19 protein-coding genes are annotated in these 23,401 nt (G+C 48.2%); 14 read left to right on the top strand and 5 right to left on the bottom strand.

The window, feature by feature from the left end; all coding sequences use genetic code 11:
* Positions 1 to 4: 4 nt before the first annotated feature.
* The 10 genes from rpoC (at position 5) to MWG26_RS02665 (ending at position 12,165) form a co-directional block, all read left to right on the top strand.
* Positions 5 to 3,631 (top strand): DNA-directed RNA polymerase subunit beta', encoded by a 3,627-nt coding sequence (rpoC, locus tag MWG26_RS02620; RefSeq protein ID WP_025654524.1) that lies wholly within the window; start codon positions 5 to 7, stop codon positions 3,629 to 3,631.
* A gap of 266 nt (positions 3,632 to 3,897) precedes the next feature.
* Positions 3,898 to 4,686, top strand: a complete 789-nt coding sequence (locus MWG26_RS02625; protein WP_025654525.1) for a chemotaxis protein CheW — start codon at positions 3,898 to 3,900, stop codon at positions 4,684 to 4,686.
* Positions 4,679 to 5,497, top strand: coding sequence for a CheR family methyltransferase (locus MWG26_RS02630; protein WP_025654526.1), 819 nt, complete (start codon positions 4,679 to 4,681; stop codon positions 5,495 to 5,497). Before MWG26_RS02625 ends, MWG26_RS02630 begins: the two co-directional genes overlap by 8 nt.
* Positions 5,498 to 5,527: 30 nt before the next feature.
* Positions 5,528 to 5,893, top strand: a complete 366-nt coding sequence (locus tag MWG26_RS02635; RefSeq protein WP_025654527.1) for a response regulator — start codon at positions 5,528 to 5,530, stop codon at positions 5,891 to 5,893.
* A gap of 28 nt (positions 5,894 to 5,921) precedes the next feature.
* Complete coding sequence (locus tag MWG26_RS02640) at positions 5,922 to 7,604, top strand: methyl-accepting chemotaxis protein (protein WP_025654528.1); 1,683 nt, start codon at positions 5,922 to 5,924, stop codon at positions 7,602 to 7,604.
* A 14-nt stretch (positions 7,605 to 7,618) separates the two neighbouring features.
* Complete coding sequence (locus MWG26_RS02645) at positions 7,619 to 8,230, top strand: chemotaxis protein CheC (protein ID WP_025654529.1); 612 nt, start codon at positions 7,619 to 7,621, stop codon at positions 8,228 to 8,230.
* Positions 8,231 to 8,234: 4 nt separating this feature from the next.
* Positions 8,235 to 8,711 carry a chemotaxis protein CheD gene (locus MWG26_RS02650; protein WP_025654530.1) on the top strand — a complete coding sequence of 159 codons (477 nt, stop codon included), beginning with the start codon at positions 8,235 to 8,237 and terminating at the stop codon, positions 8,709 to 8,711.
* Between the two features lie 46 nt (positions 8,712 to 8,757).
* Positions 8,758 to 9,708, top strand: a complete 951-nt coding sequence (locus MWG26_RS02655; protein ID WP_025654531.1) for a GGDEF domain-containing response regulator — start codon at positions 8,758 to 8,760, stop codon at positions 9,706 to 9,708.
* A gap of 4 nt (positions 9,709 to 9,712) precedes the next feature.
* Entirely contained in the window at positions 9,713 to 11,719 is a 2,007-nt protein-coding gene (locus tag MWG26_RS02660; protein WP_117440881.1) for a chemotaxis protein CheA, read from the top strand.
* On the top strand, positions 11,710 to 12,165 hold the full coding sequence (locus MWG26_RS02665; RefSeq protein ID WP_025654533.1) for a chemotaxis protein CheW: 456 nt from the start codon (positions 11,710 to 11,712) through the stop codon (positions 12,163 to 12,165). Before MWG26_RS02660 ends, MWG26_RS02665 begins: the two co-directional genes overlap by 10 nt.
* An 87-nt stretch (positions 12,166 to 12,252) precedes the next feature.
* Here the strand turns inward: MWG26_RS02665 and MWG26_RS02670 are convergent, their stop codons facing one another.
* Positions 12,253 to 12,810, bottom strand: a complete 558-nt coding sequence (locus MWG26_RS02670; RefSeq protein ID WP_025654534.1) for a helix-turn-helix domain-containing protein — start codon at positions 12,808 to 12,810, stop codon at positions 12,253 to 12,255.
* 133 nt (positions 12,811 to 12,943) lie between these two features.
* Between MWG26_RS02670 and MWG26_RS02675 the strand changes: the two genes are divergently transcribed.
* Entirely contained in the window at positions 12,944 to 14,317 is a 1,374-nt protein-coding gene (locus MWG26_RS02675) for an amidohydrolase (RefSeq protein ID WP_025654535.1), read from the top strand.
* 77 nt (positions 14,318 to 14,394) lie between these two features.
* Complete coding sequence (locus tag MWG26_RS02680) at positions 14,395 to 16,161, top strand: adenine deaminase (protein ID WP_117440882.1); 1,767 nt, start codon at positions 14,395 to 14,397, stop codon at positions 16,159 to 16,161.
* A 198-nt stretch (positions 16,162 to 16,359) separates the two neighbouring features.
* Here MWG26_RS02680 and MWG26_RS02685 read toward each other — a convergent pair whose 3' ends face one another.
* The 3 genes from MWG26_RS02685 to MWG26_RS02695 all read right to left on the bottom strand — a co-directional run bounded on the left by MWG26_RS02685 (position 16,360) and on the right by MWG26_RS02695 (position 18,423).
* Positions 16,360 to 16,506, bottom strand: a complete 147-nt coding sequence (locus tag MWG26_RS02685; RefSeq protein ID WP_173005669.1) for a hypothetical protein — start codon at positions 16,504 to 16,506, stop codon at positions 16,360 to 16,362.
* 122 nt (positions 16,507 to 16,628) lie between these two features.
* Positions 16,629 to 17,363 (bottom strand): response regulator, encoded by a 735-nt coding sequence (locus MWG26_RS02690; protein ID WP_025654536.1) that lies wholly within the window; start codon positions 17,361 to 17,363, stop codon positions 16,629 to 16,631.
* A complete protein-coding gene (locus MWG26_RS02695) occupies positions 17,353 to 18,423 on the bottom strand; it encodes a sensor histidine kinase (RefSeq protein ID WP_373596235.1) in 1,071 nt (356 codons plus the stop codon). Before MWG26_RS02695 ends, MWG26_RS02690 begins: the two co-directional genes overlap by 11 nt.
* 226 nt (positions 18,424 to 18,649) lie before the next feature.
* Here MWG26_RS02695 and MWG26_RS02700 point away from each other — a divergent pair, with 226 nt between their 5' ends.
* Together MWG26_RS02700 and MWG26_RS02705 are read left to right on the top strand one after the other, a co-directional pair.
* Complete coding sequence (locus MWG26_RS02700; RefSeq protein WP_117440884.1) at positions 18,650 to 19,735, top strand: M24 family metallopeptidase; 1,086 nt, start codon at positions 18,650 to 18,652, stop codon at positions 19,733 to 19,735.
* A gap of 268 nt (positions 19,736 to 20,003) precedes the next feature.
* Positions 20,004 to 21,986 carry a sodium-translocating pyrophosphatase gene (locus tag MWG26_RS02705; RefSeq protein ID WP_025654538.1) on the top strand — a complete coding sequence of 661 codons (1,983 nt, stop codon included), beginning with the start codon at positions 20,004 to 20,006 and terminating at the stop codon, positions 21,984 to 21,986.
* A 202-nt stretch (positions 21,987 to 22,188) separates the two neighbouring features.
* On the opposite strand, the gene MWG26_RS02710 is transcribed toward MWG26_RS02705, so the two are convergent.
* A complete protein-coding gene (locus MWG26_RS02710) occupies positions 22,189 to 23,265 on the bottom strand; it encodes a LacI family DNA-binding transcriptional regulator (RefSeq protein ID WP_025654539.1) in 1,077 nt (358 codons plus the stop codon).
* Positions 23,266 to 23,401 lie beyond the last annotated feature (136 nt).

The following is a 23,401-nucleotide window of genomic DNA, read 5'->3' on the forward strand; positions in this document are numbered from 1 at the left end:
TTATATGCCAACAAGTAATAATGAACAACAATACCAACCGTTAACATTTGATGCGATCAAAATCGGGCTGGCTTCACCGGATAAAATAATGGATTGGTCAAGGGGCGAGGTGACAAAGCCTGAGACCATCAACTATAGAACATTGAAACCTGAAAAAGACGGGCTTTTCTGCGAAAAGATTTTCGGACCAAGCAAGGACTGGGAATGCCACTGTGGAAAGTACAAGAAGATCCGCTATAAAGGCGTGGTCTGCGACCGATGCGGAGTCGAGGTGACGAAGGCTTCCGTGCGCCGTGAGCGCATGGGGCATATCGCTCTGGCAGCGCCGGTATCCCATATTTGGTATTTTAAGGGGATTCCGAGCCGCATGGGCCTGATTCTGGACATTTCACCGAGGACACTGGAGAGAGTGCTGTATTTTGCTTCCTACATCGTTCTCGACAAGGGTGAGACGGATATGCAGTACAAACAGGTACTGTCAGAGGCCGAGTACCAGGAAGAAAAAGAAAAATGGGGCTATGGTTCCTTCCGCGTAGGAATGGGAGCCGAGGCGATCCAGGAACTTCTGCAGGCAATTGATCTGGAGAAGGAATATACCGAACTGCAGGCGGGGCTTACCAATGCCACCGGACAGAAACGTGCGAGAATCGTAAAGCGTTTGGAAGTTGTAGAGGCATTCCGGGAATCCGGAAACAAGCCGGAGTGGATGATCCTGACTGCAATTCCGGTCATCCCGCCGGATCTGCGCCCTATGGTACAGCTGGACGGCGGACGTTTTGCGACATCCGACCTGAATGACCTGTACAGGAGAATTATCAACAGAAACAACCGTCTGAAGAGACTGCTGGAACTGGGGGCGCCGGATATCATTGTCCGCAATGAGAAGCGTATGCTGCAGGAAGCAGTAGATGCCCTGATTGATAACGGCCGCCGCGGCCGTCCGGTAACAGGACCTGGAAACAGGGCGCTGAAGTCCCTGTCCGACATGCTGAAAGGTAAATCAGGACGTTTCCGCCAGAACCTGCTCGGAAAGCGTGTTGACTATTCCGGACGTTCCGTTATCGTGGTTGGGCCGGAGCTGAAGATCTATCAGTGCGGTCTGCCGAAAGAGATGGCAATCGAGCTGTTTAAGCCGTTCGTGATGAAAGAACTCGTAGCGAACGGGACAGCGCACAATATAAAAAATGCGAAAAAGATGGTTGAGAGGCTGCAGCCAGAGGTATGGGATGTGCTCGAGGAAGTGATCAAAGAGCACCCGGTTATGCTGAACCGTGCCCCCACGCTGCACAGGCTGGGAATTCAGGCATTTGAGCCGATCCTTGTAGAAGGTAAGGCGATCAAGCTGCATCCGCTGGTATGTACGGCTTACAACGCCGATTTTGACGGTGACCAGATGGCGGTCCATGTGCCCCTGTCAGTGGAGGCGCAGGCAGAATGCCGTTTCCTCCTGCTTTCACCAAATAACCTGCTGAAACCGTCGGACGGCGGCCCTGTTGCCGTTCCTTCCCAGGATATGGTGCTTGGTATCTACTATCTGACCCAGGAAAGACCGGGAGCAAAGGGCGAGGGCATGTTCTTCAGGAGCGTGAGTGAAGCCATCCTGGCCTATGAAAATGAATATATTACCCTGCACTCCAGAATTAAGGTCCGCGTAAAGAAGACCATGCCGGACGGAAGTGAGAAGGCAGGAGTGATTGATGCAACACTTGGAAGACTGCTGTTTAACGAGATTATCCCGCAGGATCTGGGGTTTGTAGACCGCGAGGCCGAAGGCAGCGAGCTGCTGCTGGAAGTAGACTTCCACGTGGGTAAGAAACAGCTGAAGCAGATTTTGGAAAAAGTCATTAATACCCACGGCGCAACACAGACTGCAGAGGTTCTGGATGATGTAAAGGCGATCGGGTACAAATACTCAACAAGAGCGGCGATGACCGTATCCATTTCCGATATGACCGTGCCGCCTGAGAAGCCGCAGATGATCGAGGCAGCACAGGATACTGTGGACCGGATCACAAAGAACTACAAACGTGGCCTGATCACAGAGGAAGAACGTTACAAAGAGGTAGTCGAGACTTGGAAGGCCACCGATGATAAGCTGACGGAGGCCCTGCTGTCCGGTCTGGATAAGTATAACAACATCTTTATGATGGCCGATTCCGGAGCCCGTGGTTCCGATAAGCAGATCAAACAGCTTGCCGGAATGCGTGGTCTGATGGCGGATACGACAGGCCGTACCATCGAGCTGCCGATCAAGTCTAACTTCCGTGAAGGGCTGGACGTACTGGAGTACTTCATGTCTGCGCATGGAGCCCGTAAGGGTCTGTCCGATACAGCCCTTCGTACAGCCGATTCAGGATACCTGACAAGACGTCTTGTCGACGTGTCACAGGAACTGATCATCCACGACAGCGATTGTGCGGAGGAAGGCAAAGAGATTCCAGGAATGTATGTCAAGGCATTCATGGATGGAAATGAAGAGATTGAGAGTCTCCAGGAGCGGATTACAGGACGTTTCTCCTGCGAGGATATCAGAGATAAAGACGGGAATATTCTTGTGAAAGCGAACCACATGATCACACCAAGACGTGCGGAGAGAGTCATGAAAAAGGGCGTGAATGAGAAGGGCGATCCGTTAGATATGGTAAAAATCCGTACCATTCTTACCTGTAAATGCAAGAACGGTGTATGCTCCAAGTGTTATGGGGCAAACATGGCTACGGGCGAAGCGGTGCAGGTTGGTGAGGCTGTTGGTATTATTGCCGCACAGTCTATCGGCGAGCCTGGTACACAGCTGACCATGCGTACGTTCCATACGGGTGGAGTTGCCGGTGATGATATCACACAGGGTCTTCCTCGTGTCGAGGAGCTCTTTGAGGCAAGAAAGCCGAAAGGCCTTGCTATTATTACTGAGTTTGCGGGGACTGCAACCATCAGTGATACAAAGAAAAAGCGCGAGATCATCGTGTCAAACGACGAGACAGGCGAATCCAAGGCATATCTGATCCCATATGGTTCACGTATCAAGGTACAGGACGGCGCAAAGCTGGCAGCCGGTGACGAGCTGACAGAAGGTAGCGTGAACCCGCATGATATCCTGAAGATTAAGGGACTGCGTGCCGTACAGGATTATATGATCCAGGAAGTGCAGCGTGTATATCGTCTGCAGGGGGTTGAGATCAACGATAAGCATATTGAAGTCATTGTGCGTCAGATGCTGAAGAAGATCCGTATAGAGGAAAGAGGAGACAGCGAATTCCTGCCCGGAACCATGGCAGATGTTCTGGAATTCACCGAAGTGAATGAACAGCTGCAGGCAGAAGGCAAAGAGCCTGCAACAGGCGAACAGATCATGCTTGGTATTACCAAGGCGTCACTTGCAACCGATTCCTTCCTGTCAGCGGCATCCTTCCAGGAGACGACGAAGGTTCTGACAGAAGCAGCAATCAAGGGGAAGGTAGACCACCTGATCGGTCTGAAAGAGAACGTCATCATCGGAAAACATATTCCGGCCGGTACCGGTATGAGAAAATACCGTGATGTGAAGTTGAGCACGGAGCTTGAGCTTGATGATGAAATTGACTTTGATGAAGAACTGGTACTTGATGAAGAACTGGTCTTTGATGAAGAATAAAGAATAAGAAACAGGCCCTGTGAGCAGGCCAAAGAGGAAGATACTCTTTGACGCTGATCACGGGGTCTGTTTTTGTGATGAAGGGGAAAACTTTTGCGCTGTCCCTTTACCTCTTTCCAGTCTTATCCTGATCACAAATATAATATGATTAAGATTGGGAATAATGGAGCGGAATAAAACAGAAAATAAAAGAAGTCTGATCTTGAGTTTCCTTTAAAAATGCAGTATAGTTAGGGTAACTGTATTGTAGGGAAGGCGGTAGGAAAATGGAAGGTTTAGAAAAACTATATCTGCTTTTTAGCACAGACGGCCTCTATTATCTTCTTCCTGTTTCCAAGATGGAGAGAATACTGGACGGACGGGATATCCCCGATGGGCTGGCAGTTGCCGATGTATCTGAAATAACAGGCGGCAGCGGGGATATGGGGAAGTCCGACAGACAATATATAATACTGTTGAAAGAGGAGGGCGGCCACGGGCTGCTGGTAGAGCATATAACCGGTATGCTTGAGGTGCACGAAGGGGAGCTGATATCTTTGCCGGAACCGGTGCTTAGCGGTGCTAACAGATATCTGAAAGCCGTTTACAAGCTGAAAAACGAAGAGGCGGTATGGGCATATGCAGTGGATCCCGGGATATTTGCAAAGCCGGAGGATTCCGCAGAAGACAAAAGAAGGCGGGAGCCCCGCGTGCCAGATAGAATGCCGGGCGGCACTTATATCAGTTTGGAGTATGGCGGCAGGCGGTTGTATGTAGACAAAGAAAGCGTATCTGCAGTAGTCAGCAGTCCCCGGATTCAGCGTGTACCCGGGGCAGAGGAAGAGATCCTGGGTATAGCAGACTATCAGGGAAAGGTTGTGGTCTATTATAATCCGGTTAAGATGGGTGGAACAAAGCAGGCCGGTGCGGGAAGCCTGGAATACACATGCGGGATCATCCTGGAGCAGGGGGATTGGATGATAGGAATACCATGCAGTGATATAGGCGGACAGGAGGAGGTTCCGGATGATCTGCTGCCAGTGATAAACGGAGTGGGGGCGAAAAGTTGTGATTAGGCTGACAGAGCAGGAGTTTGCCGATATTGTTGAATATTTCAGGCTACACTACGGCATTAACCTGGATAAAAAGAAAGTGCTTATTGAGTGCCGGATGTCCAAAGAACTGGAGCGTTATCAGGTCACCTCTTTTGCGCAGTACATGCGGCTTCTCAGGAGTGACGGTTCGGGAGAGATTGCGGGCGGTATGGTGAACAGGCTGACGACAAACTATACATATTTTATGCGTGAATCCGTGCATTTTTCCATTCTGACGGATAAGGTATTTCCCGAACTGTTTGGAAAAAAGTACGGGATCTGCCAGATATGGTGCGCAGGATGTGCCACAGGTGAGGAATGCTACACGCTGGCTATGTGCCTGGATGAGTATAAAGAGAAAAATAATAGGGCTGTCAGCGCCAGAATTCTGGCAACGGATATATCGGAAGAGGTGCTCAGCAAGGCGGAAAAGGGAATATATCCGCGCCGTGAGATTGCGAATATACCCTTGGCATGGCAGGAGAAGTATTGTACGGATATGAGCCGGGACAGTTTCCGGGTAGATGAAAACTTGAAATACAATATCCGTTTTCGGAAGCATAACCTTATGGAGCCGCTAACGGAGTCTTCCCGGTTCGATCTCATATTCTGCCGGAATGTCATGATCTATTTTGACAGAGCGTCCAGAAAACAACTGGTTTCACGTTTGGAGGAGAGCCTGCATCCGGGGGGATATCTTTTTATCGGCCACGCGGAGCTTTTATCCCGTGACGAAACATCGCTTGAGCAGGTATATCCGTCAGTGTACAGGAATAACGGCGGCGTAAAATGATTAATTTAACAAAAGGGAAGAGGAGAATACATGGATAAGAAAATTATGATCGTGGATGATGCGATGTTTATGAGAAAGACGATACGCAATGCATTAGAAAGCGCGGGATATTCCTCGATAGTTGAGGCGGAGGATGGAGAAACAGCAATCGGGATATATCAGAAGGAAATGCCGGATCTTATGCTCCTTGATATCACGATGCCCGGGAAGTCCGGAATTGAGGTGCTGGAGGAAATTATGCGCATCCATCCGGAGGGAAAAGTTGTAATGTGTTCTGCCATAGGCCAGGAGATGATGATTCAAAAAGCGATACTGGCCGGAGCGCAGGAATTTATCGTAAAGCCATTTAAAAAGGAAGAACTGCAGAGGATAGTAAAATACTGCCTTGGAGATTAACTGGGGAGCAAATGAGAGGAATAGCAAGATGAAAAAACATTTTGAGAATCTGAGAGTTGGAAAGAAACTGATTGTGGCATTTGCATGTATCATCGTGCTTTATGTGATCACTGTAAGTGCAGCGGTAGTGAATATCAGAAGCCTGTCGGACAGGATTGAAAAGATGTATACGGAACCGTTTGCCAATATGGAAGCATCGATGGAGATGATAGCGGATATGCAGAGCGTAGGAAGAAATCTTTCCATTCTATCGACAACGGATAATACCGTCGATAGAGAGCAGTATCTTCAGAAAACGAAGGAATACGCAGCGAATGTGGACGAATGCGCTGAATCCCTCCGTACTGGCTATGTGAGTGGTAAGGAAGAGGTTGAAGAGCTGACCGCGCAGTTTACACAGTTAAAAACAATAAGGGATCAGGTATTTGCCTATCTAGAGGCAGGAGATGACAGCGCTGCCTTTGATACATATTATCATCAGTACGAACCCCAGTCTCTGGTTACAAGAGATGCACTGGAAGCCGTGATAAGTGCATGCAAGGCGGATGTGAAAGAGAGTGTGGATACGGCTGCCACAATGAGCAAACGTATCGTTTCAATTATGTTTATTCTGGCGGGTGTATGTATACTGATTACCATCGGGCTTTGGATCCTTATAACGAGAAGCGTATTAAGGCCAATCCGGGATGTAAAAGATGCCGCAAATCAGATCGCGAACGGGAAATTGTGCATTGATCTGGATTATCAGTCTAAAAATGAATTTGGAGAACTAGCAGATGATATACGTATTACGGCGGACTCCCTGAATCTTTACGTATCAGAGATACAAAAAGGGATGCGTGCCCTCGGGGAAGGCAGGCTGAATTATCACAGTGAGACAGAGTTTAAAGGTGACTTTATAACGCTGCGCAGGTGCATGGAGGATATCGGCGCTATGCTGCGCAGTTCCATCCAGCAGATCAGCAGCAGCGCTGAACTGGTATCCGGAGGGGCAGAACAGGTTTCCAATGGGGCGCAGGTACTTGCGCAGGGGGCATCAGAACAGGCAAGTTCCATCGAGGAGCTGGCTGTCAGCATCAATGAGATTGCGGAGAGCGTGAAAATTAACGCTGAGAACGCTGTGATGTCCAGAGATTTTGCGGATGAAGTGGGCAGAAAGCTCCTGGAAAGCAACAACCAGATGAGGCGCTTAGAGGACGGTATTGAGCAGGTCCGCGCCAACTCAAAAGAAATTGCAGGTATTGTGAAGGAGATTGAAGATATTGCGTTCCAGACCAACATACTGGCGCTCAATGCTGCGGTAGAAGCCGCCCGTGCGGGAGAGGCCGGAAGAGGGTTTGCCGTGGTAGCAGGAGAAGTGCGCAGACTTGCGTCGAAGACGGCCGGGGCATCCAAACTGACAGCGGAACTGGCAGAGAAGAATGCGGAGGTGGTAGAGGAAGAAAGTTCAGCGGTTGCAATTACGGCAGACACGCTTCAGGATTCTGTGGAGGGTGCACAGAAAGTCAATGATATGGTTAATCAGATATCCGAGTTGAGCACACAGCAGGCAGAGGCGATTACACAGATCAGGAAAAGTGTGGAGATGATATCGGATATTGTCCAGGGGAACTCGGCGACATCAGAAGAAAGCGCAGCGGCAAGTGAAGAGCTGTCCGCTCAGGCACAGCTTTTGAAAGAACTGGTGGAACAGTTTGAAATACAGGCATGAGAGAAGAGGCGCGTATGAATATTTATACTGATTTAGATAATGAGACAAGGGATATGCTGGCTGAGCTGGGCAATATTGGAACAGGCAATGCTGTTTCCTCACTCTCGGCGATGATGGGGCATGTAATCGAGATCGGAATACCGAGTATCTGTCTGGTAAGATATCAGGATATATTTGATACACTGGGAATCCAGGAAGCGGTGCAGACGGGGATTCTGATCCAGGTAAGCGGGGAACTGCAGGGGATGTTTTTATTCCTGATGGACGAAGCGTTTACCAAAGCAATTCTGGAAACGATGCTGGGTGAGACAGACTACTGCCTGACCTGTCTGGACGAAATGGGCCAGTCCCTGCTGAGTGAACTGGGGAACATCATGTGTGGTTCGTACATACGTGCCCTGGCGGAACTGACTGGAATGGATACGGATGTGTCGGTGCCGGACCTTTGTATTGATATGGGCGGAGCCATACTGGGCGTGCCGTTGTCCAGACACCTGAAAGTAAGCGACAGCATTCTGCTGATTGAAAATATATTCCATATGGGAGAAAACGCGTTTGTAGGCAGGATCCTATTCTGGCCGGAGCTGGATTCGCTGAATACGATGCTTAAAAAACTCAGGGAGTAGGCCTATGGAGAAGATTATAGTTGGGATCGCCGAAGGGAAAACTGCAAGACCCGGGCAGCTGCTGGTATCCTATGCTTTGGGTTCCTGCGTGGGAGTCTGCCTGTATGATGTGAAAAACCGGATCGCAGGTATGGCCCATGTGATCCTGCCGGACAGGACCTATGCGGTGGGACAGAAAAATGTATATAAATTTGCGGCTGACGGCACAAAAAAGCTGTTGGATGAGATGTACAGACAAGGTGCACAGAGACGGTATATAACGGCAAAAATCGCAGGCGGAGCCAAAATGTTCGGCACTGCAGAGAATGATTGGGATATTGGGGAACGGAATGTAAGAGGTGTAAAACAGGCACTGTCTGAGGAACGAATACGTCTTGCAGCGGAGGATACAGGAAGTAATTATGGGCGCACGATTACATTTTCAGCGGAAGACGGGATACTGGAAGTGAGCACGGTACGGCACCCTGTTAAGCGTTTCTGATCCAGGCAGCAGGTGGAAATAGATGGATAACGATGGAGGAAGAATGATGGACACGGAGAATAAAAAAATAGTAATGGTAGTGGATGACAGCCTGCTTATCTGCAAGCAGATAAGGGCAGCGCTGAGCGATGCCGATGTCTTTATATGCGAGGCACATACCGGGCAGGAGGCGCAGGAGATGATCGGGCAGTATCAGCCGGACCTGATTCTTCTAGATGTGGTTCTGCCGGACACAGACGGTTATGAGTTGTTCCCAAAACTAAAAGAAGCAGATAAGAATAACGCCTCAATCCTATTTTTGACGTCAAAGGATAAGGACGATGACGTCGTCAAAGGCTTTGATATGGGAGCCTGCGACTATATCAAAAAGCCGTTTGTCAAGGGGGAGCTGCTGTCCAGAGTGAATACACATCTTCAGCTGAAGCTGCAGAAGGATGAGCTGGACCGACAGAACAAGGAACTGCTCTCCAATATGGAAAAATTAAATTATATGGCGTTTCGGGATGGGCTAACGGGGCTTTATAACCGGAGATACGTGATTGGAGACCTGGTGGAAGATATCGCGAAATGTACGGGAGAGGAACGGAAGAATGTTCTGATTCTTGCGGATATAGACGATTTTAAGATGGTGAATGATACATACGGGCATGAAGCGGGCGATATGGCGCTGGTCTGTATCGCGAATATAATGGAGGGAATCTGCAGGGATTACAAGGTTGTGCGCTGGGGCGGCGAAGAGTTTCTGGTGGCATTGTTTAATGTGACGGAGTCAGAGGCATTTCAGATCAGTGAGACAATCCGTAAAGAGGTCGAAGGATTTCAGATAACCTGTGGAAGTGATACATTTTCCTGCACCATTACGCTGGGAATGCATGTTTACGGACGGCAGGAAGGGATCGAGGAATGTGTGGAAAAGGCAGATCAGGCCTTATACTATGGTAAGAGGCATGGGAAAAACTGCAGTGTATGGTATGAAAACATAGAACAGGCGGAATGAGAATATGGGGTTTTTTGATGCGGATGCAGAAGAGATGTTAGAGGTATATTTGCTGGAGGCAGAACAATTGACAGGGCAGCTGAGTGCTGTCCTGTTGGAGACTGAGAGGAAAAATGCCTTTGCAAAAGAAGATATCCACAGTATTTTCCGTGTTATGCACACGATAAAAAGTTCATCCGCAATGATGGGGCTGAAACAGCTTTCCTCTCTGGCGCATAAGGTGGAGGATTTATTCTCGTATTACAGGGAGCAGCAGGGGGAGATCAAAGAGGTGCCTTCGGACTTGTTTGACCTGTTGTTTGCCGTGCTGGATTATATGGAAGATGAGCTCAAACGCATGGATCAGCCGGATTATGCCCCGGCAGATACAAAGGTTCTGGAGGGAAACGCTGACGCATATCTGAGCAGGATCAGCCATGGACAGTCTGCAGAACCGGAGGAGGCAAAGGAAGAGGCCCCCGGCACGGAACAGGATGTGATACCTGCCCAAATGGCAGAAAAGAATGGGGTTATCGTGAAGGTTCTGTTTGAGGAAGGGTGCAGAATGGAGAACGTCAGAGCCTTTATGCTGATCCGGCAGATAAAAGGAATGTGCAGCGATCTGGAGACATATCCTCCGGATCTGGAGCGCTCTCCGGAATCTTCCGGTATCATCAGTGAACAGGGGCTGTTTATCCGTTTTGAAAGCAAAAGCAAAGAAGAAGTGCTGGAGATTCTGAAGCGGGGGCTTTTTGTGGAATCGTGCAGGGTTATCCAGGAGCGCCTGCCCGCGCCGGTGCCGGAAGAGACGAACCAGCAGGACAGGGAAGTCGCAGAGAATAAAGAAGTAGAATTTCTTAGTGTGCGAAGCGACAGACTGGACCACCTGCAGAATCTGGCAAGAGAGCTGCTGATACATATGATGTCCCTTGAGAACCAGCTGGAATCCAGCGGGATGGACGATATCAGGGAAGGGCCTGCACACCAGCTGGAACGCCTTATCAGTGAGGTGGAGCGGACGGTGATGGAGATGCGCATGGTGCCTCTCGAAAAGATTGTGCCGAAGCTTAGGCGGATTCTCAGGGACATCTGCAGAGATGAAGATAAGGAAGTGGAGTTTGTTGCCAACTGCGGGGATATCGAAGCGGATAAAAGTGTGGTGGACTATGTGTCTGAAGCTCTGGTACATCTGATCAGAAATGCAGTGGACCATGGAATCGAATCTCCCGATGAACGGACAGCCGCAGGAAAAGACCGCCGGGGAAAGGTGATATTTTCCGTGGAAAGCAACGTGGGGGAGGTGTTGATCTCTATAGCAGACGACGGACGGGGCCTGGATCAGGAGAAGATATGCGGGAAAGCAAGAGAAAGAGGCATGCTGACAAAGCCTGTGGAAGAGTACAGCCGTCAGGAGATTCTGGATTTGATCCTGCAGCCCGGCTTTTCCACGAAAGAGGAAGTGTCTGAGTATTCCGGCCGCGGCGTGGGGATGGATGTGGTAAAAAGCGTCCTGGAGAGTGCGGGAGGCAATATTTTCATTGAAAGCGAGCAGGGCAGGGGAAGTACCTTTACGTTGTCTGTTCCGTTGACGCTGGCCACCATGGAATGCATACGTTTCCGTGTGAGCGATTACCGCTTTTCCATGCCTGCACGCTATGTGTATCAGTTTCTGGAGTATAGAGATAATAAAAAAAATATACAGGAGATTCAGGGCTGTTCCTACATTCTGTTTGAGAACAGAATGGTACCCATGATCGACTTACGGAAGTTCTACCGCCTGGAAGGAGAGACGCCGGATTCTGCAGTGCTTGTCTATGTAAGGGGTACGGAAAAAGAGGGCTGCATTCTGGCAGACCGTATGTATGAACAGAAGAGAATTGTGGTAAAACAGCTGCCTGCCCTGTTCGGGGTGGATTTCAGAAGAAAGACCGGAGTCAGCGGCATGAGTATTATGGGAAACGGCAAGGTATGCACAGCGCTGGATCTGGAGATGCTGTTTGGTTTATATGAGAAAGGGAGCCTATGGAACTAGAGAATACAACAGAATTGCTCTGCATTCAGGGCAGAGAAAGAAAATACGCTTTTGAGTTTCCTTATATCACAGAGATATGTCCCGGGCTGAAAATCTCGAAAATCCCCTGTCTTCCAAAATACTTTACTGGGGTATGCAACTATAAAGGAATGATAATACCGGTGATTCACACGCAAGACATGGAGGAAAAATCGTTGGCCAGACATATTGTCATTGTCTGCCAGTACCGTGATTATCAGCTCGGTATCGAATATTGGGGGGAGCCTTATATCCTCTCTGCAGAAAACTGCAGGGAGATCCAGAGGCCGGAGGCCGAGCCGCGCATTGAGGTCTGGATAGAAAAGGCAATTCTACAGGCGGAAGAAGAACTGTACACGGTGGTGGACCTGGAAAAAACAATCTTGAATCTGGCCCGGTATTTCCAGGAAGAATATCTCCGGATTTAGAAGCAAGTACCGGTCGTAAAATACATGAGCCGGGCTGTGCTGGATTACCAGCACAGCCCGGCTCATGGTTTCTGTATCATGTTACTGTCAGAATGTATAGGGAGAAGTAGAAACCATCAGGATTTTTGCTTCTTTCTCTTCCTTGTTCATCCATCGGTGTCCGATATAATTAGGGTAATACAGGGTATCATGCTCCTCCAGCTCATAGCTGCCGTTGTTTTCCAGTTCAAACGTAACATTTCCCTGCAGCACATATACAAATTCTTCTCCGCCATGGCGTGCGAATTCGCCGGAGTCTGAGCCGGAGGGAATTGTGACAGTGGCTGCGTACATTTCGTTCTTCCCGTGTATGATTAAAGATTCTGTCAAAGCCTTTCCATTGCTTGTGTTTCTGACAAATGATTTTTGATCCCGAAAGCGGACCAACTGTACCTGAGAATCCTCCTCTAAAAACAGGGAAAAGACGGGGATGTCAAGAGTATCACAGATGGCCTTCAGCGTCAGCAGATTTGGGGATGTCTTGCCGGTCTCGATCTGGCTGATGGTGCTTCCGGCCACCTGAGACAGGGCGGAAACTTCACGCAGTGACAGGTTCATCTCCTGCCGTTTGTCTTTGATTGTTTTACCGATTTTAGATAAATCCATAATGACCTCCCGGGTAATTTTAACTGAATGCAAGTATTATAACAGAAACAGATTATTCAGTCAAATAGGAGAATTGACAAAACGAACGATATTCGTTATAATGAACAAAAAGTCAGATAAAGGAGGCAGTGGATTGGAAAGTGCAAAACAAATTTATTTTAAAAATGGTTATATTCTAACCATGAATGAGTCAAACCAGGTTTATGAAAACGGCGGTCTTCTGGTGCAGGACGATAAGATTCTGGCGGCAGGTAAAGTAGACCCCGCGCTGATTAGGCCGGATGCGGAAGTCATTGACCTCAATGGCAGATATCTTCTGCCGGGATTTGTCAATACGCATGTACATACATCTCAGCAGATCAGCCGCGGCGTCGGCGATGATGTAGATTTTATGACGTGGCTGCATAAAAGAATGTGGCCTTTTGAGAGTAACATGACAGAAGAGGATTCTTATGTCTCGACCCTGATGTGCTGTCTCGAACTGATCCGCTCCGGAGTGACCAGTTTTGCCGAGCCGGGCGGCCAGTTTGTCAGCGGCATGGTAAGAGCCGTGTCAGAAGCCGGGCTGCGCGGAAAGCTTGCCAAATCCGTCATGGACTGTGGGGAGGGGCTGCCTCCAATCTGGCAGAAGACCATGCAGGAAGAACTCGATCAGCAGGTGGATGATCTGAAAAAGTTCCATAACACTGCTGATGGCAGAGTCCAGATCTGGTTTGGGCTGAGGACGATTTTCAACAATACGGATGATCTGATCGTCAGGACAAAAGAACTGGCGGATCAATATCGTGTGGGTGTGCATATGCATGTAGCGGAGGCTAAATCAGAGATTGAGTATACAAAAGAAGTTTACGGGGAGCCAACGGTAACACATCTGCACCGTCTGGGAGTATTGGATAAAAATCTGCTGGCGGTACATACCGTGTGGCTGACAAATGAGGAAGTCGACCTGTTCAAAAAATATGATGTCAAAGTCTCCCACAACCCGGCTTCTGCCATGCGTGTACTGGGGTTTGCCAAAATTCCGCAGATGCTGGATAAGAAAATCTGCGTCTCTATAGGCACTGACGGGGCATCTTCCAGCAACCGTATGGATATGGTGGATGAGATGTGGCTCACGTCGCTGATTCATAAGGGATGGCGACTGGATTCCACGGTTGTACCGTCGGAGGACATCTTATGTATGGCTACCAAAAACGGTGCGAGGGCACTGTTGGATGACCAGGTATATGGAAGCCTGGAACCAGGCAAAAAAGCGGATCTAATCGTGATTAATCCGCATGGCCCGTCCATGATGCCGGTAAACGACAGAATAGCGGCGCTTGTGACGGCTATGCATTCTACGAACATTGAAAGTACAATGTGTGATGGAAAATGGCTGATGAAGGACAGGAAAGTGCTGACACTAGATGAAGAGGCAATCGTAAAAGAGGCCCAGGAACGGAGCGAGGCGATATACAGGAGAGCGGGAATCACGCTGCCTAACCGGTTTCCGGTCACCCGCTGCTAAGAGACAAGCTGAGTGCATGAGAAGCAGGAGGATGTTTCAGATAACAAAGTGTGATTTCAGATAGGAGGAACAGATATATGGATAAAAAATTACTAGAAGTTGCGGCAGGAAGAACACCTGCAGATATCGTTGTTAAGAATGGAAAGATTGTAAATGTATATACAAAAGAGATCTATGAGGGCGGTGTGGCTGTAAGCGGAAACACGATTGCGGCGGTTGGCGATGTGGACTATACAATCGGAGAAAATACAAAGGTCATTGATGCGGGAGGAAATTATATTACTCCGGGATTTATTGACGGACATATTCATCCCGAAAGCACCAGCCTGGCAATCCGTTCCTTTGCTGAACTGGTATTAAAACACGGCACCACAGCAGTTATGACAGACCTTCATGAGGTCGGGGTTGTAGGCGGCCTGGAAGCCATCGAAGCGGTGCTCAAAGAAGCGGAGGAGACGGATCTGAAACTTTATTTTGTTGTTCCGTCCCATGTACCATTTGCCCCCAACCTGGAAACAAGCGGAGGACATTTTAACGGCGAAATCATTCAGAAAGCGCTGCAGAGAGAAGATGCGGTCGGCTTGTCTGAAATTGTAGGGCCATACGTCTTATCCGGATTTCCGGATCTGCTTGAGTCCATGGAGAAAGCGAACAAGATGCCGGGGAAGACCTGTCAGGGGCATCTCCCGGATATGATGGGGCCTGCTTTGAATACCTGCCTTGCAGCAGGCGTTACCACGGATCACGAATCCCTGAACGGAGAGGAGGCGGCTGCCAGATTAAGGAATGGCTGCCACCTTATGATCAGAGAGGGATCAGCTGCGCAGAACCTTGCAGATTGCTTGAAAACGATCCTGGAACAGAAACTGGATACATCCAGAGTCAGCATCGTTACGGATGACCTTCATACCGTCGATGCAGTGGACAATGGACATCTCGATGAAGCAGTGCGCAGGGCGCTGAAGGCAGGCGTTGATTTCCCAACCGTAATACAGATGGTTTCCCTCAATGCTGCCAGGGCCTTCCATCTGGACGATGAAATCGGCGGCCTGGCGCCTGGGCGCAGGGCGGATATCAACATAACAACCGGGGAAGAAGATTTCCGCGTATTAAGCGTCATCGCAGGCGGAAAAGAAATCGTGGACAATGGCAGGTGCCTCATATCCTATCCAAAGGCAGAGCATGCGCCATGCCTTTTAAACACAACGAAACTGAAAAATCCAATCACCCCGGAAAGCTTCCGAATCGAAGCCCCCGAGGGAGCAAAAAAGGTAAAAGTAAAGGTAATGGATACCCTGCCATGGATACCGATCACGCAGGGACGTGAAGCAGAACTACCTGTGGTTAATGGTGTGGTACAGTGTGACGTGGAGCAGGATGTGCTCTATATTGCCCAGGTAGAACGTTACGGAGTAAACGGAAACGTCGGCAAAGCGTTTATGGGAGGGTTCCATCTCAAAGAGGGTGCCATTGCATCTTCTGTAGGACACGATAACCACAACATTATCGTAATGGGAACAAACTTCGAAGACATGGCCATAGCTGTCAACCACCTGATTGAAATAGGCGGGGGCCAGAACATCGTCAAAAATGGCGAGATACTGGCAGAGATATCTTACCCAATCTGCGGCCTCCTTTCAGACCTGTCAGGAGAAGAGCTTGCAGACGAGAAACGGAAACTCAACGGAATTATCCACGAACTCGGTTCACCGATCATCATTCCATTCATGTTCCTGTCCTTCATCTGTCTGGCAGCCATACCAATGTATGCAGTTACAGACGTAGGATTCATAGACGTAATAAACCAGGAAGTTATCTCACCCATAATCGAGGTCACTGAGTAAAGATGTGATCCTTTGGGGAATAGGAAAGTCTTGTTTCAGGACAACATAAAGGGGCTGTCGGGAAATGATATTTACAAACTACATATTGAGGCGGACTATGAAGTCAGGCGGCAATATATAGTATGAGTCAATCATTTTCCGACGGCCCTTTCATGTTGTCCTTCCCTTTTTGGAGCCGCCTTTATGGTCATCCGCCAATTAATCGGCCAGCTTATACCCGTAGCGTATTTTGCGGTATATTTTCCATATAATGAGCGCCGGAAAACTGACGGCAATATAAAGTGATGAAAAAATTCCCACAGCGCCCCCCACTACCATTAAGATAGTCATTCCTATATTTCCCATAGCCTTTTCTCTCCCTTTCCTTTTCTTGATCATTTTATGACTTATTGTAAAGGAAAAGGCAGTATACCAAAAGAGTTTGGTCATTTTCTTAGCGGTTCTTTAACGGGGAAACGGAGAGCGGACTAAACGGAAGAAGGCTGAGAATTGCTGTCATATTCGTCTTCTTTCATGCGGTACCCAACCCCTACTTCCGTGAAAATATACTGCGGCTGGGCGGGATCAATTTCTATTTTTCTGCGTATATTTGCCATGTTTACGCGCAGGATTTTATTATCACTGTCCGCATAGGGCCCCCATACATTTGACAGAATTGAGGCATAAGTTATGACTTTGCCGGAATTCTGTGCCAGGTAGGCTACTATTTTGTATTCGATAGGCGTCAGATGAACCGCTTTCCCGTCAATGGTCAGAATACGTTTAGAGAAGTCCAGAAGCATATTGCCGCACTGGTAGGGGCGTATGTACAGAGAACCATCCGTATACAGCCGGTTGCTGTGGCGCAGGGAAGCACGGATGCGGGCCAGAAGCTCCGAGGTACCAAATGGTTTTGTGATGTAATCATCCGCGCCCAGATCCAGAGCAGCTACTTTTTCTTTTTCCGCTGAGCGGGCCGAAATTACGATGATCGGTATGCTGGACCAGGCCCGCACTTCCTGTATAATCGAACATCCGTCAAGATCAGGCAGGCCGAGATCAAGCAGGATGATGTCCGGACATTGGGAACCGATCAGACTGAGCCCTCCTTTGCCGGTATCTGCGCATAAGACCTTGTAATCGTGTTTTTTCAATATTTTACTTACAAATGTCAAAATTTTCTTTTCATCTTCAATTATCAGAACTGTAACTTTATGCGTCATATTCATGCTCTCTCTCCTTTGGCAGTGTAAAAGTAAATTCAGCCCCATTTTCATGGTTAGCGGCAGTAATCGTGCCGCTGTGTGCAGTAATGATAGTCTTGCAGATTGACAGACCGATACCAACGCCTCTGTAGCTGTCGGCCGGACTGCGGGTAGACTTTCCCTCAAAGATATAAGGGAGCTGCATTTCATCCAGTCCGATACCGTAATCCCGGATTTTAAAGCGGACAAAATCATCATCGCTGGTTATGGTCAGCTCTACGGGTTTCTCAGTATGTGAATGGACGCAGGCATTTTCCATAAGGTTAATCAGGACCTGTTCGATCAGTGTGGCATCCATGGGAACCATAAGGAAGTCCTTGGGCATATTCACATGAATCTTTATATCTGGATAGCGCTTCCGGGTTCTCGTAATTGCCTCGGAAATGACCTCCTCCACGACTTCAGGCGACTTCTTCACTTTACCGGAATCATCCTGAATCCGGGTAACGGTCAGCAGATTTTCGACCATGTTTAAAAGCCAGCCTGCATCCTCATGGATATTGTGAATCAGTTCCAGTTTTTCTTGATCCGTAAGGTCGTCATAATCCTCCATACAAGAGGCGGAAGAGCCGATGATTGTCGTGAGCGGTGTGCGCAGGTCATGGGAAACCGCACGCAGCAGGTTGGCCCGGATTCTTTCTTTTTCTGCCTCTGCCAGTTTACGTTCCTTTTCGTCCAGTATTATCTTCTGCTTTTTTATACGGGTGGTGGCTGTGCTGGTGATAATACTGACTGCCAGCATACCCAGAAATGTGACAGGGTAGCCGTCCAGGGTAAAATCCATCCGGAAAAAGGGATAGGTAAAAAATACATTAACCGCTGCTACGCAGAAAACCGAAGCACAGATTCCATAAATGTAGCCGTCCGTGTTAAGCGCAATCAGAATGAGCGCAAGAATATAGAATAAAGCAATATTTGCGGAACTTTTATTTCCCAAATGGAAAAATAAAAAGGATAAAACACTCGAGATTGCGAGGAACAGAAGAACAGCCCCCAGATTTCTAAGTATTTTTTTTATCAATTATAATCACCTCATTATCAAGCATATCATAAACCAAAAAAAAATCCACATTAAATTAATGAGACCATGTAAAAACCGGACCTGCAGCAGGGAGAAACACCCAGCAGAAGCAGGAAATATATACCATCGGGGATTTATTGACATGCCATATGAATAGCCTTACAATGACAGAGGTATGTTTATAAGAAAGCATTAAATATGCAGAAAAAAGGAGGTTTTATGAATGGACACAGGTAAGTTAAATAGAATATTGGGGGCAATGGAAGAAAAAAGCGTTCCGCAGATGATCATTGCTGATCCACTCACCATTTTCTGGCTGACGGGAAAGATGATTGTTCCGGGAGAGAGATTGTTAGCGCTGTATCTGAATGTGAATGGGAATCACAAGCTGGTAATCAATGAGCTGTTCCCCCAGGAGAAAGATCTTGGGGTTGATCTGGTCTGGTATAACGACATACAAGATGGCGTTGAGATTCTGTCACAGTATGTAGAAAAAGATAAAACAATTGGCATCGATAAAATCTGGCCGGCGAAATTCCTGCTCAGATTGCAGGAACTGGAAGCTGGCAGTCGTTATGTGAACGGTTCCATGATTGTAGACTATATCAGGATGATCAAAGATGAAAAGGAACAGGAACTGATGCGGGAATCGTCCAGATTGAATGACGCTGCGGTAGAAAAGCTGATCCCTTGGGTTGGAAAAGGACTCACAGAAAGGGAGCTGAGCGCCAAGATCCGTGAGATCTACAAGGAGCTTGGATGTGAGGGCGTATCCTTCGAACCGATCACAGCATATGCTAAGGGCGCAGCCGATCCACATCATGTAACAGATGACTCCAGAGGAAAGCGTGGAGACTGTGTGATTCTGGATATAGGCGCATTTAAAAACAACTATGCATCAGACCTGACAAGAACTGTATTTATAGGTGAAGTATCTGACCGGGCAAAAGAGATCTATGACATTGTCGCAGAAGCCAACAGAAGAGGAATCGAAGCTGCCAGGCCGGGGAACAGAATGTGCGATGTAGATGCTGCATGCCGTGATTATATTACGGAAAAAGGATTCGGCCCATACTTTACACACAGGACAGGCCACTCTATCGGCCTGGAGGATCATGAATTCGGGGATGTATCGTCCGTCAATGAAGACATCATCAAGCCAGGACAGTGCTTTTCTGTAGAGCCTGGAATTTACCTGCCGGATGAGGGAATCGGCGTCCGTATCGAAGACATTGTGCTCATCACGGAAGACGGATGCGAAGTACTCAACCACTTTACAAAAGATCTTATAATTGTTCCGGAGGAGTAGGAACCGGGGCATAAATCAACACATCTACAATGATCCGCCGCCCGACCTCTTTCAGATATTCAGATAATTGACGGAGGGCGGAAGGCGGAGTGCATAAAGTTCTTTCAATTGAATAAATTTCCCAAATACAATACAATTTCTGCAAAATACATTGTTAATTCCTGCATTCTTTGCTAGAATGAGATCAACAGACCCGGTAAAGAAGGAGGTGTTGAATCATTTATAGGCCGGGAATATGTTAAAAGGGATTGGTTTTTAGGAGGTTATTATGGAAAGGTTATTGTATTTGGTTCCGGCAGTAGGAGTTCTAACACTGCTGTTTGCCGCATATCTGGCGGTAAAAGTAAGCAGAGCAGATGCCGGGAACGACAAAATGAAGGAAATTGCCAGTGCAATTAGTGAAGGCGCACAGGCTTTCCTGAAATCAGAATATAAAATTCTGGTTATTTTCGTTGTGGTGCTATTCATACTGATCGGTGTGGGCATCGGCAACTGGGTTACGGCAGTATGCTTTGTGGTGGGCGCTCTATTTTCAACGCTTGCCGGTTATTTTGGAATGAATGTGGCGACGAAGGCTAATGTCAGGACGGCAAATGCGGCAAAAGAGAGCGGCATGAATAAGGCATTGTCCATTGCATTTTCCGGTGGAGCGGTTATGGGAATGTGTGTTGCGGGGCTTGGTGCACTGGGAGTGAGCCTGGTTTATATCATCACCCGCAATGTAGATATCCTGTCAGGATTCAGCCTGGGAGCTTCCTCAATTGCGCTGTTTGCCCGTGTGGGCGGAGGTATTTATACTAAGGCAGCAGACGTGGGAGCGGACCTGGTTGGTAAGGTAGAGGCCGGGATCCCGGAAGATGACCCGCGTAATCCGGCAGTAATCGCGGATAATGTAGGCGATAATGTAGGGGATGTGGCAGGCATGGGAGCGGATCTTTTTGAATCTTATGTAGGTTCCCTTGTATCTGCACTGACTCTTGGCGCTGTCGGGGCAGCAGTATCCGGAGTGGTATTTCCACTTGTGATAGCGGCCTGTGGTCTGCTGGCATCGATCATCGGTACATTTTTTGTAAAAGGAGACGAAAAGTCCAGCCCTCAGAAGGCTCTGACAAGAGGAAGCTACGTTTCTGCGATTCTTGTCATTATTGCATCCGTTGTACTTAGTAAAGTGTTATTTGACGGCTTCCAGGCGGCGATTGCGGTAATCGCAGGCCTTGTTGTGGGAGTAATTATAGGAAGTGTAACAGAGTATTATACATCATCAGATTATAAACCGGTTCAGAAGATTGGCAACCAGTCAGAGACAGGTCCGGCAACCACAATTATCAGTGGTATCGCAGTCGGCATGCAGTCTACTGCATTTCCGCTCCTTCTGATATGTGCAGGTATCTTTGTAGCGTATAAGGCGGACGGCTTATATGGGATCGCACTTGCGGCAGTAGGTATGCTTTCTACAACCGGTATTACGGTGGCGGTAGATGCATACGGTCCGATTGCGGACAACGCAGGTGGTATTGCAGAGATGTCCGGACTGGATGAATCTGTACGTGAGATTACCGATAAGCTGGATTCTGTGGGAAATACTACTGCAGCCATGGGGAAAGGTTTTGCAATCGGTTCAGCGGCACTGACTGCGCTGGCCCTGTTTGTATCCTATGCAGAGGCTGTAAAGCTGCAGTCTATCAACCTGCTGGATTATAAGGTTATCATCGGGCTTTTCATTGGCGGAATGCTGACATTCTTATTCTCCGCATTAACGATGGACTCCGTGTCAAAAGCTGCTTATAAGATGATTGAAGAAGTAAGGCGGCAGTTCCGCGAGAAACCAGGTATTATGAAGGGGACAGATAAACCGGATTATACCTCTTGTGTTGCGATCTCTACAAAGGCGGCCCTTCGGGAGATGCTTCTGCCAGGCGTGATGGCAGTTGTCGTGCCGGTAGTGGTTGGAGTCGTATTAGGCACCGATGCACTGGGCGGGCTCCTCGCAGGAGCGCTGGTAACAGGCGTACTGATGGCTATATTTATGGCCAATTCAGGCGGAGCCTGGGATAACGCGAAGAAATACATAGAAGAAGGCCACCATGGCGGGAAGGGCAGCGAAGCCCATAAGGCAGCCGTAGTAGGCGATACGGTCGGGGACCCGTTTAAAGACACCTCAGGACCGTCAATCAATATTTTGATAAAACTAATGACTATCGTTGCACTTGTATTCGCCCCGCTGTTCCTCTCTGTAGGAGGGCTCTTGTAAGGATTCACGATTTTTTGTAATATTTTAAAGGGCACTGTTCTATCAGATATGCTCTCTTCATTAACAGGCGATTTATTACCATTATACTTTTCTGCCTGGAAAGAGAACATATTTTGGATAGAGCAGGGCCCTTTTCGCTTTTACAAAAACTTCTGGGAGAATCTTATTTCGCAGCCACTGTGGTTCCACCGGAGGGCTTGAGTTATGGGGTATCCTTTGGAAGGATATTTCTGTCCTCGTGGAGCAAAGCAGCATTATGACGGGGCAGGGAACAGCTGCTTCTCTGAATCAGCACAGGAGGATATAAATAATCCTGATGCGCACGGTCAGGTTCTTCGATCCGGTCAATTAAAAGTTCGCATGCGCGGCGTCCGAGCAGTTCAATCGGCTGACGGATCGTGGTGAGAGGAACAGCACAAAGGTGAGAAATTGTGCTGTCATCATAACCTACTAGAGAAAGGTCTTCCGGGATGGAAATTCCACATTCTGAAGCGGCGCGCTGCACACCGATCGCAATCTGATCGCTGAAGGCGAAAATGGCAGTGACATCTTTTTTGAAAAGTTCCATGGCACCGCGGTATCCTGTCTCAATCAGGTATAATCCCTCGTATATCAGAGACGGGTCATAAGAGATCCCGTGTTTTGAGAGAACCTCCTGATATCCGGCCAGACGGCGTTTGGAGCCGTAGTCGGAGAGGGAACCCGTAATACAACCGATCCGGGTATGTCCAAGCCTGATAAGATAATCTGTAGCCAGATATCCTCCCAGCTGATGATCGGCAGAGACATAATCATGAAATACGTTATGAATCGCACGATCCAGAATCACATAGGGAGTACGGCAGGTATTTAATTTCTCCTGCAGTGCATGCAGCTGTTTAGGACTGGCGTTGATCGTTTCCGGGGGTTGAAGAATAAAGCCGTCAATACAGCGGCTTTCCAGCAAATCTATACTGTGGATACAGCGCTCCACCTGTTCATCACAGTTGCAGATCAGCAGACTGTAATGGTGAAGCTGCGCATTACGTTCTACTCCAACGGCCAGCTCCGAGTAAAAGGGGTTAAGCATATCGGCATAGATCAATCCAATGGTATGTGTTTTTTTCGTAACCAGTGAGACAGCAACCTGGTTGGGAACATAATTCATTTGCTTGGCAATCTGACGAACCCGCAGTTTTGTTTCTTCGGAAATGCGGTTTTCTTTGCCGCGTAATACGAGGGAAACAGTGGAAGCGGATACGCCGGCAGCCTGGGCAATGTCACGAATCGTACAAGTCAAAGCGGGGCCTCCTTCAAATAAACTGATATTAATAGTATTCCCCTTCAAAGATTGAGGTAAGGGGGGAACTGAAGTGGACTTACACACTCCACTCCGCTGTATTATGGAATAAATTATAACAGAGAAATTAGAAATC

This window comes from Faecalicatena contorta (genome assembly GCF_022835095.1).
Classification (GTDB): Bacteria; Bacillota; Clostridia; order Lachnospirales; family Lachnospiraceae; genus Faecalicatena; species Faecalicatena contorta.

Coding starts and splice junctions, on each gene's coding strand:
- rpoC (WP_025654524.1), top strand. CDS start 5: ATGCCAACAAGTAATAATGAACAACAATACCAACCGTTAACATTTGAT.
- MWG26_RS02625 (WP_025654525.1), top strand. CDS start 3,898: ATGGAAGGTTTAGAAAAACTATATCTGCTTTTTAGCACAGACGGCCTC.
- MWG26_RS02635 (WP_025654527.1), top strand. CDS start 5,528: ATGGATAAGAAAATTATGATCGTGGATGATGCGATGTTTATGAGAAAG.
- MWG26_RS02640 (WP_025654528.1), top strand. CDS start 5,922: ATGAAAAAACATTTTGAGAATCTGAGAGTTGGAAAGAAACTGATTGTG.
- MWG26_RS02645 (WP_025654529.1), top strand. CDS start 7,619: ATGAATATTTATACTGATTTAGATAATGAGACAAGGGATATGCTGGCT.
- MWG26_RS02650 (WP_025654530.1), top strand. CDS start 8,235: ATGGAGAAGATTATAGTTGGGATCGCCGAAGGGAAAACTGCAAGACCC.
- MWG26_RS02655 (WP_025654531.1), top strand. CDS start 8,758: ATGGACACGGAGAATAAAAAAATAGTAATGGTAGTGGATGACAGCCTG.
- MWG26_RS02660 (WP_117440881.1), top strand. CDS start 9,713: ATGGGGTTTTTTGATGCGGATGCAGAAGAGATGTTAGAGGTATATTTG.
- MWG26_RS02665 (WP_025654533.1), top strand. CDS start 11,710: ATGGAACTAGAGAATACAACAGAATTGCTCTGCATTCAGGGCAGAGAA.
- MWG26_RS02670 (WP_025654534.1), bottom strand. CDS start 12,810: ATGGATTTATCTAAAATCGGTAAAACAATCAAAGACAAACGGCAGGAG.
- MWG26_RS02680 (WP_117440882.1), top strand. CDS start 14,395: ATGGATAAAAAATTACTAGAAGTTGCGGCAGGAAGAACACCTGCAGAT.
- MWG26_RS02685 (WP_173005669.1), bottom strand. CDS start 16,506: ATGGGAAATATAGGAATGACTATCTTAATGGTAGTGGGGGGCGCTGTG.
- MWG26_RS02690 (WP_025654536.1), bottom strand. CDS start 17,363: ATGACGCATAAAGTTACAGTTCTGATAATTGAAGATGAAAAGAAAATT.
- MWG26_RS02700 (WP_117440884.1), top strand. CDS start 18,650: ATGGACACAGGTAAGTTAAATAGAATATTGGGGGCAATGGAAGAAAAA.
- MWG26_RS02705 (WP_025654538.1), top strand. CDS start 20,004: ATGGAAAGGTTATTGTATTTGGTTCCGGCAGTAGGAGTTCTAACACTG.